General features: G+C 60.2%; 15 protein-coding genes. 8 read left to right on the top strand and 7 right to left on the bottom strand.

Features of this window, described 5'->3' with window-relative positions:
* Window positions 1–2 precede the first annotated feature (2 nt).
* Entirely contained in the window at window positions 3–548 is a 546-nt protein-coding gene (locus ACP6KB_RS14615; protein ID WP_442107602.1) for an AAA family ATPase, read from the bottom strand.
* A 285-nt stretch (window positions 549–833) separates the two neighbouring features.
* Between ACP6KB_RS14615 and ACP6KB_RS14610 the strand changes: the two genes are divergently transcribed.
* On the top strand, window positions 834–1,991 hold the full coding sequence (locus tag ACP6KB_RS14610) for an HPP family protein (protein WP_442107600.1): 1,158 nt from the start codon (window positions 834–836) through the stop codon (window positions 1,989–1,991).
* Here ACP6KB_RS14610 and ACP6KB_RS14605 read toward each other — a convergent pair.
* The gene (locus ACP6KB_RS14605; RefSeq protein ID WP_442114312.1) at window positions 1,965–2,831 is read right to left on the bottom strand and encodes a LysR family transcriptional regulator; all 867 of its coding nucleotides are present in this window, start codon (window positions 2,829–2,831) and stop codon (window positions 1,965–1,967) included. The genes ACP6KB_RS14610 and ACP6KB_RS14605 overlap by 27 nt on opposite strands.
* 204 nt (window positions 2,832–3,035) lie before the next feature.
* On the opposite strand from ACP6KB_RS14605, the gene ACP6KB_RS14600 reads away from it, so the two are divergent.
* Window positions 3,036–3,224, top strand: a complete 189-nt coding sequence (locus tag ACP6KB_RS14600) for a hypothetical protein (RefSeq protein WP_442107598.1) — start codon at window positions 3,036–3,038, stop codon at window positions 3,222–3,224.
* A gap of 34 nt (window positions 3,225–3,258) precedes the next feature.
* Here ACP6KB_RS14600 and ACP6KB_RS14595 read toward each other — a convergent pair whose 3' ends face one another.
* On the bottom strand, window positions 3,259–3,471 hold the full coding sequence (locus ACP6KB_RS14595) for a cbb3-type cytochrome c oxidase subunit 3 (RefSeq protein WP_442107596.1): 213 nt from the start codon (window positions 3,469–3,471) through the stop codon (window positions 3,259–3,261).
* A 10-nt stretch (window positions 3,472–3,481) separates the two neighbouring features.
* A complete protein-coding gene (gene ccoN, locus ACP6KB_RS14590; RefSeq protein WP_442107594.1) occupies window positions 3,482–4,909 on the bottom strand; it encodes a cytochrome-c oxidase, cbb3-type subunit I in 1,428 nt (475 codons plus the stop codon).
* A 449-nt stretch (window positions 4,910–5,358) separates the two neighbouring features.
* Here ccoN and lysA point away from each other — a divergent pair, with 449 nt between their 5' ends.
* On the top strand, window positions 5,359–6,903 hold the full coding sequence (lysA, locus tag ACP6KB_RS14585) for a diaminopimelate decarboxylase (RefSeq protein ID WP_442107593.1): 1,545 nt from the start codon (window positions 5,359–5,361) through the stop codon (window positions 6,901–6,903).
* On the opposite strand, the gene ACP6KB_RS14580 is transcribed toward lysA, so the two are convergent.
* Window positions 6,826–7,788: an IS30-like element ISPsme1 family transposase gene (locus tag ACP6KB_RS14580; protein ID WP_442107591.1), complete on the bottom strand. Its 963-nt coding sequence runs from the start codon at window positions 7,786–7,788 to the stop codon at window positions 6,826–6,828. The two genes, lysA and ACP6KB_RS14580, sit on opposite strands and share 78 nt — an antisense overlap.
* A gap of 85 nt (window positions 7,789–7,873) precedes the next feature.
* Between ACP6KB_RS14580 and ACP6KB_RS14575 the strand changes: the two genes are divergently transcribed.
* The 5 genes from ACP6KB_RS14575 to ACP6KB_RS14555 all read left to right on the top strand — a co-directional run bounded on the left by ACP6KB_RS14575 (window position 7,874) and on the right by ACP6KB_RS14555 (window position 11,790).
* The gene (locus ACP6KB_RS14575) at window positions 7,874–8,029 is read left to right on the top strand and encodes a hypothetical protein (protein ID WP_442107589.1); all 156 of its coding nucleotides are present in this window, start codon (window positions 7,874–7,876) and stop codon (window positions 8,027–8,029) included.
* A complete protein-coding gene (locus ACP6KB_RS14570) occupies window positions 8,016–9,593 on the top strand; it encodes a class I adenylate-forming enzyme family protein (RefSeq protein ID WP_442107587.1) in 1,578 nt (525 codons plus the stop codon). The genes ACP6KB_RS14575 and ACP6KB_RS14570 overlap by 14 nt, the downstream gene beginning before the upstream one ends.
* Window positions 9,594–9,630: 37 nt before the next feature.
* Window positions 9,631–10,557: an alpha/beta fold hydrolase gene (locus ACP6KB_RS14565; protein WP_442107585.1), complete on the top strand. Its 927-nt coding sequence runs from the start codon at window positions 9,631–9,633 to the stop codon at window positions 10,555–10,557.
* Window positions 10,558–10,569: 12 nt separating this feature from the next.
* Window positions 10,570–11,256: a ribulose-phosphate 3-epimerase gene (gene rpe / locus ACP6KB_RS14560; RefSeq protein WP_442107583.1), complete on the top strand. Its 687-nt coding sequence runs from the start codon at window positions 10,570–10,572 to the stop codon at window positions 11,254–11,256.
* A gap of 105 nt (window positions 11,257–11,361) precedes the next feature.
* Complete coding sequence (locus ACP6KB_RS14555) at window positions 11,362–11,790, top strand: MarR family winged helix-turn-helix transcriptional regulator (RefSeq protein WP_442107581.1); 429 nt, start codon at window positions 11,362–11,364, stop codon at window positions 11,788–11,790.
* 103 nt (window positions 11,791–11,893) lie between these two features.
* Here the strand turns inward: ACP6KB_RS14555 and mobA are convergent, their stop codons facing one another.
* Both mobA and ACP6KB_RS14545 read right to left on the bottom strand, forming a co-directional pair.
* Window positions 11,894–12,469 (bottom strand): molybdenum cofactor guanylyltransferase MobA, encoded by a 576-nt coding sequence (gene mobA, locus ACP6KB_RS14550; RefSeq protein WP_442107579.1) that lies wholly within the window; start codon window positions 12,467–12,469, stop codon window positions 11,894–11,896.
* Window positions 12,470–12,530: 61 nt separating this feature from the next.
* Complete coding sequence (locus tag ACP6KB_RS14545) at window positions 12,531–15,659, bottom strand: multidrug efflux RND transporter permease subunit (protein WP_442107577.1); 3,129 nt, start codon at window positions 15,657–15,659, stop codon at window positions 12,531–12,533.
* Window positions 15,660–15,670 lie beyond the last annotated feature (11 nt).

Genomic DNA, 15,670 nt, shown 5'->3' with positions numbered 1-15,670 from the left:
CTCTACAGGACACGCGACGGGTGTTGTGCGGCGGGAACTGCCAGCCCTTGTACGAACGCTGCAATTTGCCGCGTTCCGCGCAAGTGGATGACCGGAACCTGCGGCCCTGCAGCCGTACGCGTGGCTTCGATACCAGGGCGATAGGCACGATCAAAGGTCCACACAAATTTGAGGAAGGTCAGGAACGCCTTGTCGAGTTTCTCGCTGCAGCCGACCGCCAGGTCTGGGCGCGGTCGGTTCAACAGACTGCGCACGATCACCCGGGCAAAGCAGGTGATCCGTGGCGTATCCAGCCAGATGACCAACTGCGCTCGAGGCAGGCGCAAGTCAAAGGTGCGCCGAGCGTAGTTGCCTTCGCACACCCAGGCGTCTGATGACACAGCGTCGCTAACGCGCGCGCGGAATTGTTGTGGGTCGGGTTCTTTCCAGCCGGGCTCCCAGAACAAACGATCCAGGTGCACGACGGGCAGGTTCAGCTGTTGGCCCAGGGCTCGCGCCAAGGTTGATTTACCGCTTCCGGCATTACCCAGAATGACGATGCGCTGCATGGTAGGCGTCCTTTCCGATCAAACCGCTAATTATGCTGGCTTTGCTCGAGTGAAAGCAGATTTCCAGGGTGGCTGTTGGGCCGATGCTGCAAAAAAATTGCATTCACACTGCAGTTTTTTGAATTACCACCTCGTTGCGCTTGCCCGGCACAATCCACGCATGTTTCAAAATATTCCAAAGCATTCCATCTCCATGGACGGAGCCCATTAGGTATTGCGTTTGCGATACTCCGCCTGGCCCTTGGGGGCCGGGCATTTTTTTACTGCCAGGTAGTACGTCTCCCCATGTTTTCCCGCCGTCTGAATAAAGGGTTTGCCCGGCTATTGCCGGCCCCGCTGAATATCCCTCCGAAAGAATGGTTGCGCGCAGGCTGTGGTGTGTTGCTCGGCCTGTTTCTGGCAGGCACGGCCTGCAGCTACTTCTTTGGTGCTGCTGTAGCGCTGCATTTGCTTGGCCCGTTGGCGGCTTCGGCGGTATTGCTGTTTGCCGTACATTCCGGAGCACTGGCACAGCCTTGGCCGTTTGTTGGCAGCTATGCCTGTGCAACGGTGGTAGGGTTGGTGCTGCACCACTGGTTCGGTTCGGCGCTGTGGGTGGCAGCACTGGCGCTGGGGGTGGCATTGGTGGTGATGTGTGTGCTGCGGTGCCTGCACCCACCGGGTGGCGGTGTGGCGGTCAGTGTGGTGTTGGCTGATTCAACGCTCTCGGCGCTGGGAGACCGGGTGTTTGAGCCGATTCTGCTCAACGCTTTGGTACTGCTGGCGGTGGCAGTGGTCTACAACCGCCTGACCGGGGTGCGTTACCCAAAGACCGCTGCGCCGCGCAAGGACTTGCACCATACCTCCGATGCCCTGCCGAGTGAGCGGGTGGGCATCAGTGCCACGGACCTGGATCAGGCGCTGGAGGAGTTGGGCGAGTTTGTCGACATTACCCGCGATGAGCTGGAACGGATCATCCTGGCCACTGAGCAGCATGCGTTGCAGCGCAGCCTTGGCGGGATCACCGCAGCCTCAGTGATGTCGCGGGATGTACAACAGGTTCGCCCTGACACCTCATTACAGCAGGCCTGGCAGTTGGTGTCGGGCCACCACCTCAAAGCCCTGCCGGTGCTGGATGAGGCGCACCAGTTGGTGGGCATCGTGACGCTCAGCGATTTGCTTACCGCGGCGATGGCCCAGGGGCGCTTGAGTTGGCGTGGGCTGTGGCGTCGCCGCCAGGTGCAGGTCGGGCAGATCATGAGTCGACCGGTGATCAGCGTACGCAGTGATGCGCTTGCCGTGACGTTGATCCCGCTGCTCAGCGAGCAGGGCTTGCATTGCCTGCCGGTGCTGGAGGGGGCGCAATTGGTCGGGGTGATTACCCAGACTGACTTGATTGCCGGGCTCAAGCGCCACTTGCTCAACGCCGCAGCAAGCTCAGATCACCGGGTCCCAGCGTTGTGACCAGTCGCTGTCACCGTCGGCAACCAACTGGCGCAAGACCCTGAAGGCCTGCTGCAAGGCTTCGCTGTCGCGCTCGCGGGCATGCACCAGATAAGTGGGATAGGTGAATTCCGGTGCCTGGGGCACGCGCTCGAAGATGCCGCTGTCCAGGTAGCTCTGGACCACACGGGTGCGAAAGTAGCCGCTGCCACCGTTCTCCAGAATGAACTGCAGCGCCAGTGGCCCGAGGTTGAAGCTCAAGGCCGGACGCGCGCATTCGGGCAGGGCCGCATCGTGCTGACGACGGAACGCCTGGCCCCAGTCGATGTAAATGTAAGGTTCGGGTTTATCTTTGCGGCGGATGCGGATGAGCTTTTCTTCCATCAGCTGTTCAACCTGCAGGCCCGGACCGTAGGTAGGCTGATACACCAGCACGGCGTCGAGCACGCCCATTTCCAGTTTGTGCAGCAATGATTCGCCATCGCTGACTTCGCTGCGAATGGCGTGGCTGGGCATGCTGCGGTGCAGCGCACTGACCCAGTCGAGCAGCATTGGGTTACCCAGGCTGACTTCGCCGCCGATATGCAGCACCTGATGGCAGCCTTCGGGCAGCGGCAGGTCGCGGCGTGCGGCTTCCCAGGTTTGCACCAGTTGATTGGCATACACCACGAACGCTTCACCATCGGCGGTGAGGCTGGCACCACTGCGGCTACGGATAAGCAACTGACACGACAACTGTTGCTCGAGCTTTTGCACCCGGGCGCTGATTGCCGTCTGGGTGACATGCAAGCGTTCGGCGGCAGCCACCAGGCTGCCGGTGCGGACGATTTCAAGGAACGTGCGGGCCAGCTCGATATCCATGGAGATTGCCGTTGGGGAAAGGTTGCCCATTCTAATGGCTTTGGGCAGCCAGTAGGAGCGGGCTTGCTGTGGGAGCGGGCTTGCCCCGCGATTGCGGTGTGTCAGGTATAACGAATCGCGGGGCAAGCCCGCTCCTACAACAAGCCCACCCCACCGTACAGTCAGTGGCTATAGTGAACTGATCGTTCAGCGCGGAGCCTGGCCATGGAACTGATCAGTCGAGAACCCTGGTGGCGCGAACCGCCCAAGCCCGGTCAGCGCGAGGAAGATTTGCACTGGGGCTACCTGGAGATCTACAAGGACGGTCATGCCGTATTTGTCGATCAGCGTCCCAGTGAGCGGGAGCTGGCTGAGCGCAAGAGTTGTCGCAATTTCCCTCAGCTAGAAGAGTAAACGGGCGCTGCGGCGCCCGATTTACTCTGCAACTTCAGACCTCGAGTGCCGCATCCGGCCTGGCTGCCGGCACCGGTTTACCAATGGCTTGCTCGACCCGCTGCGCCACTGCCGGATCATCGGCAAAGGGCAGCAGGCTGACGTGCTCATCCACTTCCTGGCTATGGTCGCGCAGGCAGGCGCTGGTCACCAGATAGAAGAACACCACGCCGGTCAGGCAATACACTGCGTACATCCAGCTGTCCATGTCGTTCTCCTCAGGCCAGACGAGCGTTGGCCAGCGCCATTTTTTCATCCGCCACGCGCACGGTGCGCCAGGTGTTGTAGGCCATCAGCAACATGCCGGTGAGGAAGAACACGCCGCCAATAAAGCGCACCAGGAAGCCCGGGTGGCTGGCCACCAGTGCCTCGACAAAGGAGTAGGTGAGGGTGCCGTCTTCGTTGGTGGCACGCCACATCAACCCCTGGGTGATGCCATTGACCCACATCGACGCGATGTACAGCACGGTGCCAATGGTCGCCAGCCAGAAATGCAAGTTGATCAGGCCGATGCTGTGCATCTGCTCGCGGCCGAAGACTTTCGGGATCATGTGGTAGAGCGAGCCGAAGGTAATCATCGCGACCCAGCCCAGTGCGCCAGCGTGTACGTGACCGATGGTCCAGTCGGTGTAGTGCGACAAGGCGTTGACCGTCTTGATCGCCATCATCGGGCCTTCGAAGGTCGACATCCCGTAGAACGCCAGCGACAGCACCAGAAAGCGCAGGATCGGGTCGGTGCGCAGCTTATGCCAGGCGCCGGAGAGGGTCATCATGCCGTTGATCATGCCGCCCCAGCTGGGTGCCAGAAGGATCAGCGACATGGCCATGCCCAGCGACTGCGCCCAATCTGGCAGTGCGGTGTAGTGCAAGTGGTGGGGACCGGCCCAGATATACAGGGTGATCAATGCCCAGAAGTGCACGATCGACAGGCGATAGGAGTACACCGGCCGGCCCACCTGCTTGGGCACGAAGTAGTACATCATGCCGAGGAAACCTGTGGTCAGGAAGAAGCCCACGGCGTTATGGCCATACCACCACTGCACCATGGCGTCGGTGGCCCCGGAGTACACCGGATAGGACTTGAACCAGCTGACCGGAATCGACAGGTGGTTCACCACGTGCAGCATGGCGATCACCACGATGAAGGCACCGAAGAACCAGTTGCCCACATAGATGTGCTTGGCTTTGCGCCGCATCAGGGTCGCGAAGAACACGACGCCGTAGGCCACCCAGACTATGGCCATCCACACGGCGCCAGTGAACTCGATCTCGGCGTATTCCTTGGTGGTGGTCAGGCCCAGCGGCAGGCTGATCAGCATGATGACGATGGTCGCCTGCCAGCCCCAGAAGGTGAACGCTGCCAGCTTGTCGCTGTAAAGCCGGACCTGGCAGGTACGCTGCACGGCATAGTAACTGGCGGCAAATTGCGCGCTGCCAGCGAAGCCGAAGATCACCAGGCTGGTGTGCAAGGGGCGTAAACGGCCAAAGCTGGTCCAGGGCAGTTCCAGGTTGAGTTCCGGCCAAACCAATTGAGAGGCGATCCATACGCCCATCGCCATGCCGACGATGCCCCAGAACACCGTCATGATGACGAATTGCCGGACCACTTTGTAGTTATAGGCTTGGGCCTGTTGATGTGTGCTCATCGCTAGTTTCCACAGTTCCTGTAGGGCGCGTCCTTCCTGGAAGGGGTAGGACATTGGCGCAGACTGTAGGAACTTGCCCACTTTCAAAACAGGCTCAGAAACTGGGCAGAACAGCGGATCAGATAATAGCCCCGTATTTACTGGGGAAAAGCTTCTCTGATCCGCTCAGGGTGCGACGAAATATCTCTGTTCTGCCGTTCATCGCACCGCTTGACGTGCTTTTATGCCGCAGCCTGCAGACGCTGGATTTGCCTTGACAGCACCTTTGACCGGACGCAGAATTTCGAAAAACTTTGCGCGCAAAGTTTTGCCTTGATCCTAAGGTCATGTCAGTTCAGCGCGATCAAAAATGAAGCCAATCCGCCAATGAGTCTGTAAGACGGTGCTTACACATTGTCAGCAAACAGAACTAATAGAGCGGGACACTATAAGAACGACGGGAGCAACAGATGAAGCTATCAAAGGAACTCGTCCTACAGGCAAAAGCGACGTTCGGGACGCCAACCTACCTCTATGACGAGGCAGTGCTACGCAGTAGCTACAACGAGTTGCGCAATGCACTGCCGGACTGTGTCGACATTTTCTATGCGCTGAAAGTGAATCCCAACCTGTCCCTGGTGAAGTTGATTCGCTCCTACGGTGGCAACACGGAAGTCTGCTCGCTGGGCGAGCTGGAAATTGCCCTGAAGGCGGGTGTGGCGCCGCAGGACATTATTCTGCTAGGCCCGTACAAGAAGCCGGAGGAGCACCGCCGAGCGCTTGAGGTCGGGGTGTTCGCCATTGTGGTTGAGTCCGAAAGCGAGTTGCGCAAGTTGTCTGTCCTGGCTGGGGAGCTCGGGTGTCAGGCACCGGTCGCCATTCGCATCAATCCGAACTTCTCGGCGGCAGGTTCTCCCTGGAAGATGGGCGGGCGGCCCACGCATTTCGGCATCCAGGAAGACACCGCAGTGGCCAACTTTGCCGAGTACCTGGCGCTGCCCAATATCCGCATCAAGGGTATTCACGTCTACAACGGCACCAAGATCCTCGACGCCCAGTCGGTGTATGACAACGCCGCGTACATCCTCGAGCTGTTCCGCAACCTGTCCCGGCGCCACCAGTTGGACATGCGTATGGTCGATGTCGGTGGCGGCCTGGGTATCAAGTATTACGAAAACGAAAAAGAGCTGGATACGGCTGAACTCAAACAGTTGCTGGCGCCGCTGTTCAATGACTTCCATCACGAGTTCCCGCAAACCCGCATCATTCTGGAGTCCGGGCGCTTCATCGCCGGTAAATGCGGCGCGTTGCTGGTGACGGTCGACAACATCAAGGAAAACCACGGCAAGCTGTTCGCCGTCACCGATGGCGGGACCAACTGCCATGGTGCAGCGGCAGGCAGCGGACAGGTGCTCAAGCGCAATTTCAATATTGTCAAAGTGACAGGCAGTTCTGCCGCGCCGCTGTGCCAGTACCATGTCTCCGGGCCGCTCTGTAGTCCTGATGATCTGCTGGGCCGGGATGTGTGCCTGGCAACCTTGCAGGAGGGCGACCTGCTGGCCGTAACCGCCTCAGGCGCCTACGGCCCCTCGGCCTCGCCGACGCTGTTCCATAGTCATGGACATCCGGCCGAGGTAGTGGTCAGCAACGACCAGCTGTTTCTCGTCCGTGCGCGCCAGACGGCCCTGGACATTCGCGACAGCCATGCCGACGTACCGCTTGAAGCGATGCTCAGCAAAGCCACGGCCAATGAACCAGACGCTGATCTGTGTGCGGCAACCCAACGTCAGTTGAGCGATATTTTGCGCGTGGTGCTGAAGCTGCCGGAAGGCACGCTTATCAATGCCGACTCGCATCTGCGTGACGACCTGGGGCTGGACTCGCTGACCTCCATGGAGCTGTTGATCAGCCTGGAAGACGAAATCGAAGGCCTGAATTCAACACATAAGTGCAACGCTCGCCCCTGCATAAACTTCGTACGGCGTCTTCCAGCCCAGGCGTTTTCGCGGGCGTAAATTGATCTTCGTTACCACGCGACTGACCGCCTCGACGGTCAGCTTGCTGAAGTCGCCGCCCTTGGGAAAATACTGCCGGAGCAGGCCGTTGGTATTTTCATTAGTGCCTCGCTGCCAGGATGAATAGGGTTCTGCAAAAAAGACTTGGCACTGGCTCCGATGCGCAATGCGTTCATGCCCGGCAAACTCCTTCCCGTTATCCAGCGTCAGCGTGTGAACAGCATGCCCCTTGAGCAACAGATTGATCGCCCGCGTTACCTGCCGGCGCGTCCTGCGCTTGACCGGATAGGCGCTCAGGTAGCCGCTTTTACGATCAACCAGCGTGACCAGATTGCCGCCTACGCCATGCACCGTGTCACCCTCCCAATCACCTAGACGCTCGCGGGCTTCGACCTCAGCAGGGCGCTCGGTTATCGATACGCGATTACGCAACTGTCCGCGCCGGTCGTGGCTTCCGTAGCGTTTTCGGTACAGCTTCCTGCGGTGCCGCAAATACTTGTATAACTCGCCACCTGCGTGTTTGTCGGTGGCGATAAACCGATAAATCCACTCGTGACTGACCGCGCGCTCCGGCTGCTCTTGCTTCAGGCGCTGAGCAATCTGCTCCGGGCTCATACCGTGTTTTAGCCAGAGCGGCAGATAATGGCTGAACCACGTTAATGGCTTGCAGTGCTTGCGCGCCTGCGCTCGACGGGCATCACTTTCATGGGTCGCAGCAACCGCTTTGTAGGTCTTCTGGGAGCTGTTGCGGCGAACCTCACGACTGATCGTCGAGGGATGTACGCCAACCTGTTTCGCGATGCTTGCCTGGCTTTTTCCGGCGCTCAGACCGGCCTCAATCTGGTAACGTTGGCCCTGAGTCAGCTGCCGGTAATGCGTAGTCATCTGCGCTTGAATCCTTCGGTGTGAGAGCCTGGATTCTACCGGTGGCTGACTCTCTGCCTATCGTTTCAAACGTTGCACTTATTCTATGAATTCAGGAGGGTTTTTCGTCAACCCGGACACCATCGTTCCAAAACACTTCAACACGGTAGCGACCCTGGCCGGCTACATCGATGCGCATCGCCAGCCACGGGTGGCGCAACGATCCGTGGAGGCTCTCGAGGTGCAACATGAAAGCGCGTGAAGTTCTGTTGCAGGACGTACTGGAAACCCGTAATGGCCTGCATCCCGACAAGCCGGCGATCATCTATGCCGATGAGGCCTATACCTATGCGCAGCTGGATGAAGCAAGCGCGCGCCTGGCAGCCGGGCTGCAGGCAAATGGCTTGCAGCGTCAGGAGCGGGTTGTGGTGTGCCTGGGCAACCGGGTTGAGATGGTCTGTGCTTTTTGGGGCATCCTCAAGGCCGGTGGCGTAGTGGTCAATGTCGGTCTGGAAACCACGGCTGACAGCCTCGACTATATCGTGCGTGATGCCGAGGCATCGGTGTTGATCACCACCACCGATAAAATCGCCAGTATGCCGGCCAGCATCGCTGAACTAAGCCATCTGCGGCAGATCGTGCTGCTCGACGGCGAAGCCGGATCAGCCGTGGCCCAGACCTTCGAGAGCCTGCTCGGTCAGGGTGCCGGTGTACCGCTGCCAAGCGGCAACCTGGACCTGGACCTGGCAGCGATCATCTACACCTCCGGCTCTACCGGTGCGCCCAAGGGCGTCATGCTCACGCATCGCAATATGCTGGCGGCGTTGGCGTCACTGCACACTTACCTGGGCTACAACGAGCACGACAACGTGCTCTGCGCGTTGCCGTTGTCCTTCGACTACGGCCTGTATCAGATGATCATGGCCATCGACGCCGGGGCCACCCTGGTGTTGGAAAAGGAATTCACCTGGCCGATTTTCCTGATCAAGAAGATCCGCCAGTACCAGATCACGGTGATCCCGTTCGTGCCAACCATGCTGACCTTGCTGCATGAGTATGCGCGCAAGCGCGAGGCCGTCTTCGCCGATGTACGGATGGTGACCAACACCGGCGCAGCGCTCAAGGCACCGCATATCGCCCAAATGAAAGCGCTGTTTCCCCAGGCGCAGATTTTCTCGATGTACGGGCTGACCGAATGCAAGCGGTGTACTTACCTGCCACCTGAAGACATCGACAGCAAGCCGGGCAGCGTTGGTATAGCCATTCCCAACACCGAGTTGTGGCTGGTCGACGAGCAGGACCGGCGTATCGACGAGCCCCATCGGGTGGGCCAGTTGGTCATACGGGGTGCCACGGTCATGGCGGGCTATTGGCGCAACCCTACAGCTACCGCACTCAAGCTCAAACCCGGGCGCTATCCGGGTGAAAGCGTGCTGTACACCGGTGACTATTGCAGCCTCGACGAAGATGGCTATCTGTATTTTCGCGGGCGCATGGACCACATGATCAAGTCGCGCGGCATGAAGGTCAGCCCCAGTGAAGTGGAAAACTTCCTCTATGCCATTGCGGGTGTGGAAGCCGCCGCCGTGGTGGGGATCGAGCATGATTCGGTCGGCGAAGGGTTGTGCGCGTTCATCACCCTGGAGCAGGGGGTAGGCCTGACTGCCGGGCAACTGCTAGAGCAGTGTCGGCACGGCCTGGAACCGCACAAGGTGCCGTTGTCCATCAGTATCGAAAGCAGCCTGCCGCGTACCGCCAACGGCAAAATCGACCTGCAGCAGTTACAGCGCTCGGCACACAACGCCCAGCTGATGATTGCCGGATGAGCGCCAGGGCGCGCCGGATGAAGAGGGAGGTAGGGCCATGATTCAAGGTCGAAGCGGTCGCGACCGGTCGCTGGATGTCAACGGCAACCACTTTGCCTTGCGTACCTGGGGCAAGGAAGGCGGTCGCCCGGTGTTGGCGCTGCACGGCTGGCTTGATAATGCCGCGTCTTTCGAACTGATCGCCCCCAGGCTGCACGACTGCTTTGTGGTGGCGCCGGATCTGGCCGGACACGGCCGGTCTGATCACCGCCGGGCCGACAGTGGCTACTACCTGTGGGAACACGCCGATGACATGAATGCCTTGGTCGAGTGCCTGGGCTGGAAGCGCTTTGGCGTGCTGGGTCACTCCATGGGCAGCGGTGTGGCGTCGATTCTGGCGGCGATGAACCGCAATATCGAGCATATGGTGTTCATCGATGGCATGGGCGCGCCCTTTACCGTGGACGACGGCCAGACCGTCGAGCACCTGCGCAAGTCCCAACGCTTGCTGCGCCTGGCACTGCGTACACGTATGCACGGTTTCAGCGGGCCGGAAGAAGCCCAGTTCAGTAGCCTGGAAACGGCCATCAGTGAGCGGCGCAACAGCATCGACGGCAGCCTGAGTGCCGAAGGGGCCAGGTTGCTGGCGATGCGTGACCTGATCAACCTCGGTCATGGATACCGTTGGCGCCATGACCCGCGCCTGGTGCTGCCAGAACCCTTGCAACTGACGGAGCGTCAAGCCTGTGAGTTCCTGCAACAGATCACCTGCCCACTGCAACTGATGCTCGGACGCCAAGGGCTGTTCGCTGGCGACGCATTCGAAAAACGCAAAAGTGCGTTGCCCCCGGGTACCCAGGTGCATTGGCACGACGGTGGCCATCACTTTCACCTGGATGCCCCGAGCACCGCGTTGATCGAGCAGCTCAATATGGCGCTGGCAGCCAGTGATCCGGGCCCGCAACAACGCATTGTCAATCAATAACGGAGTATGTACGTGAAAGAGTTCTGGATTGCGCCATCTATTCTGGCGGCAGATTTCGCCCGCCTGGGCGAGGAGGCCGAGCAGGTGCTGGCGGCAGGCGCCGATGTTATCCATATCGATGTGATGGACAACCATTATGTACCCAACCTGACCATGGGCCCGCAGTTCTGCAAGGCGTTGCGCAGCCACGGTATCACCGCACCGATTGATGTGCATCTGATGGTGACCCCGGTCGATAGCATGATTCAAGCCTTCGCAGAAGCCGGCGCCGACTACATTTCGATCCATCCGGAGGCCACCCAGCACCTGGACCGTTCGATTCAGCTGATCAAGGACCTGGGCTGCAAGGCGGGCCTGGTGTTCAACCCGGCCAGCACCCTGGAGGCTGCCCAGTATGTGCTCGATCGTCTCGACCTGATCCTGTTGATGTCGGTTAACCCGGGCTTTGGCGGTCAGCGTTTCATCCCGCAGGTGTTGCCCAAGATTGCCGCAGCGCGCAAGCTGATCGACGAGAGTGGCCTAAACATCCGCCTGGAAGTCGACGGCGGGGTCAATCTGCAGACCATTGGTCAGGTCGCAGCTGCCGGCGCAGACATGTTCGTTGCGGGTACGGCAATCTTCGCTGAACGTGATTACCGCGCCACGATTTCGGCCTTGCGCCATGAGATCAGCGCGGCTGTGTCACACCATAACCAATAAGTGGTCTTACCCACGATTTGCGTGAATCCTGCATGAGTTATCTGTCTTTGCACATTGAATCCGAAATTACATTACAGCCGTTTGCGCGGGGCTGGGGGGGCGGGCATGCTTGACCCTACCTTCGACTTCGACAAAATGCTGTGCTTCTCGCTGTACGCGACGGCCAACGCCATGGTTCGCGATTATGCCGAACCCTTGAAGCAGCGCGGCATCACTTATCCGCAGTTGCTGGTGATGGCCGGATTGTGGGGTCAGGACGATGTGTCGATGAGTACCTTGAGTGAGTTGACCCTGTTTGACCTGGGCACCTTGACGCCGATTGTCAAACGCCTGGCCGATAACGGCTTCATCACCGTCTACCTGGACCCCAACGACCGTCGGCGACGTAACCTGTTGCTGACCGACAAAGGCCGTGCCCTCAAGGAAGAGGCGGCCATGGTCTTCAATAACATGGCCTGCAAGATCGACCTGGTGGAAAGTGATGTGCAGCAGGTGCTCAACGTGTGTCAGCGCATTCGTTCACGCTTGCGCTGAAGGCAGTGTAGGAGCGGACTTGTTGTAGGAGCGGGCTTGCCCCGCGAAGCGATGTGACTGACAGAACGCAATCGCGGGGCAAGCCCGCTCCTACAAGGGTAGGTCAGCGCTGCAGAAACGCTGGCGTGTTGAAGTTACTCAAGCGCAGGTCATCCTCGGGGTACTCAAGCGCCCGCACCGGGTGCTTGAGCAAGGCCCGTTGAATGCCGCGGTCGCCTTGCTGCCAGGCCCGCTCAAGCTCGCCACGCAAGGCGCAAGGTATCAGGCTGAACATTGGCTGCCAGTAGCCACTCTGGCGGATCATCACCGGCTGCTGTTGATCATCGGCCTGGCTCAGCAGGTCCAGCACCAGGCGGCGATCGATCATCGGCGCATCGCAGGCCAGCACCAGCATCCAGGGGTGGCGAGCGACCGCCAGCCCAGCCAGTACTCCGGCCAGCGGCCCGGGAAAGTCAGCTTCGGCGTCACTCACCAGTTGATCAGCGTAAGGTTGGTACTGCGTCTGATTACGGTTGCAGGAGATGATCAGGTCGTCAGTCAAAGGCCGCACCACGGCTTGCACATGGGCAATCAGCGGTTTGCCCTGCCATTCCAGCAGACCTTTGTCCTGGCCGCCCATGCGCTGGCCACGACCGCCAGCGAGCAGAAGAACAGAGCAGGGTGGCGTGGTGGCGGGCATGGGTAAGGTTCCAGGTTGATTCAACGGTTCACCATCCCATGCACGCCACCGCCTGTCCAGATCAGTGCTCCTGCGGCGTTGCTTCAAGCTCATTGCGCTGGGCCCGGCGTTTGCTGGTCAGGCGCATGACCACCACGAAGAACACCGGCACGAACACCACTGCCAAGGTGGCACTCAGCATGCCGCCAATCACCCCGGTACCGATGGCTTGCTGGCTGGCGGAGCTGGCGCCGCTGGCGATGGCCAATGGCACTACGCCGAGGATGAACGCCAGCGAAGTCATGACAATCGGCCGCAAGCGCAAGCGGGCAGCCTGCACGGTAGCTTCAACCAGATCATGGCCTTCATCGACCAGGTGTTTGGCAAACTCGATAATCAGGATGGCGTTCTTCGCCGACAGGCCGATCAGGGTGATCAAGCCGACTTTGAAGAACACGTCGTTGGGCATCCCGCGCAGGCTCACGGCCAGTACCGCACCGAGCACACCCAGCGGCACTACCAGCAGTACGGCGGTCGGAATCGACCAGCTTTCGTACAGCGCCGCCAGGCACAGGAACACCACCAGCAGCGACAAGGCCATCAGCATCGGCGCCTGGGCGCCCGACAGACGCTCCTGCAACGACAGCCCCGTCCACTCCAGGCCCATTCCCGCAGGCAACTGATCGACCAGACGCTGGATTTCTTCCATGGCCTGACCCGAGCTGTAACCTGGGGCTGGTTCACCCGACACGGCAACCGCCGGATAGCCGTTGTAGCGCGTCAGCTGCACCGGGCCTTTGACCCACTTGGCCTGGACGAAGGCCGACAACGGCACCATCTTGCCACTGCTGTTGCGCACGTGAATCTTCAGCAGGTCTTCGACCTGAGCGCGCTGGTCGCCTTCGGCTTGCACCACCACGCGCTGCATGCGCCCCTGGTTGGGGAAGTCGTTGACGTAGCTGGAGCCTACCGCCGTGTTGAGCACGTTACCGATGTCGGCGAACGAAACACCGAGGGCATTGGCCTGTTTGCGGTCAACCTCAAGCTGCACTTGCGGGCTTTCCGCCAACGCACTCTCGCGCACGTTGACCAGCAGCGGGCTTTTCTCGGCGGCGGCCAACAGTTGGTCACGCGCTTGCATCAAACCCGTGTGCCCGAGGCCGCCACGGTCTTGCAGGCGGAACTCGAAGCCAGTGGAGTTACCCAGGCCGTCCACCGGCGGTGGCAATACCGAGTAGGCAATGGCGTCCTTGAGCTGACTAAACGCTGCGTTAGCGCGGTCGGCGATTGACTGAGCGCTGTCCTCGGCACCCCGTTCGGACCAGTCTTTGAGGGTGGTGAAGGCCAGCGCAGCGTTCTGGCCATCGCCAGAAAAACTGAAGCCAAGCACCAGGGTGCTGTTACCCACGCCCGGTTCCGTGGCGTTGTGCGCCTCGATTTGTGCTGCAACCGCTTCGGTACGTGCGCGGCTGGCGCCAGGCGGCAGCTGGATATCGGTAATGGTGTAACCCTGGTCTTCGGTGGGCAGGAACGAAGAGGGCAGTTGGTTGAAGCCATACACCAGGCCTGCGACCAGCACCAGGTAAACCAACAGGTAGCGGCCGGTGCGTTTGAGTGCCCGGACTACCCAGTGCTGGTAGCCATTGCTCAGCGCCTCGAAGCGCCGGTTGAACCAGCCGAAGAACCCGGTTTTGTGCTGATGCTCACCTTTGCCGACAGGTTTGAGCAGGGTGGCGCACAGGGCCGGAGTCAGGCTCAGGGCGAGGAAGGCGGAAAACAGAATCGACACGGCCATGGACAGTGAGAACTGCTGGTAAATCACCCCCACCGAGCCGGTCATGAAGGCCATCGGCAGGAACACGGCGACCAGCACCAGGGTGATGCCGATAATCGCGCCGCTGATCTGGCCCATGGCCTTTTTCGTCGCCTCGCGTGGCGCCAGACCTTCTTCGCTCATGATCCGTTCGACGTTCTCGACCACCACGATGGCATCGTCCACCAGGATACCAATGGCCAAAACCATACCGAACAAGGTCAAGACGTTGACCGAAAAGCCCAGCGCCAGCATCACCGCAAAGGTGCCCATCAACGCCACGGGCACCACCAGGGTCGGGATCAGGGTATAGCGGATGTTCTGCAGGAACAGGAACATCACGGCGAACACCAGGGCCATGGCTTCGAGCAGGGTGGTGATCACCTGCTGGATCGACACCTTGACGAACGGCGAGGTGTCGTAGGGAATTTCGAAACGGGTGCCCGGCGGCAAGTAGCGCGACAGTTCGTCGAGTTTGCCGCGAACCAGATTCGCGGTTTCCATGGCGTTGGCACCCGGCGACAGTTTCACGCTGAACGCACTGGTCGGCTTGCCATTGAGGCGCGTGCCGTACAGGTATTCCTGGCTGCCGATTTCGACCCGGGCGACATCACCGATGGTCACCCGCGAGCCGTCAGGGTTGGCGCGCAAGACGATATCGGAGAACTCCTGCACGGTACTCAGTTGCCCCTTGATGATCACGTTGGCGGTGATTTCCTGACTGCCGGTACCGGGCAAGTCGCCGATGCTGCCCGGGGCGACCTGGGCGTTCTGGGCGGCAATCGCCTCATTGACGTCATCGGGGGTGAGGTTGAAACCGATCAACTTGCGCGGGTCGATCCAGATCCGCATGGCGCGTTCGGCACCGTACAACTGGGCCTTGCCGACGCCCTTGAGGCGACGGATCTCGTTCATCACGTTGCGTGCCAGAAAGTCGCTCAAGGTGACTTCGTCCACACGGCCATCTTCGGCGGTGAGGGTGACCATCAACAGAAAGCCGGTTGACACCTTCTCCACTTGCAGCCCTTGCTGGGTGACGGGGCGTGGCAAGCGCGACTCTACGACTTTCAGGCGGTTCTGTACGTCCACCTGGGCGAGGTCCGGGTTCGTGCCCGGCTCGAAGGTCGCAGTAATCAGGGCGCTGCCCAGGCTGCTCTGGGAGCTGAAATAGAGCAGGTTGTCGGCGCCGTTGAGCTCTTCTTCAATCAGGCTGACCACGCTTTCGTCGATGGTCTGAGCCGATGCGCCGGGATAGACGGCGTAAACCTCGACTTGTGGCGGCGCTACGTCGGGGTATTGGGCAACGGGCAACTGCGGTAACGCCAGGGCGCCGACCAGCACAATAAACAGTGCGACCACCCAGGCGAAAATCGGGCGGTCGATAAAAAACTGCGGCATGAATCAGGCCC

The sequence above is a fragment of the Pseudomonas sp. NUPR-001 genome, from assembly GCF_052147955.1.
Taxonomy (GTDB): domain Bacteria; phylum Pseudomonadota; class Gammaproteobacteria; order Pseudomonadales; family Pseudomonadaceae; genus Aquipseudomonas.
This window is presented reverse-complemented; position numbering and strand designations above follow the sequence as displayed.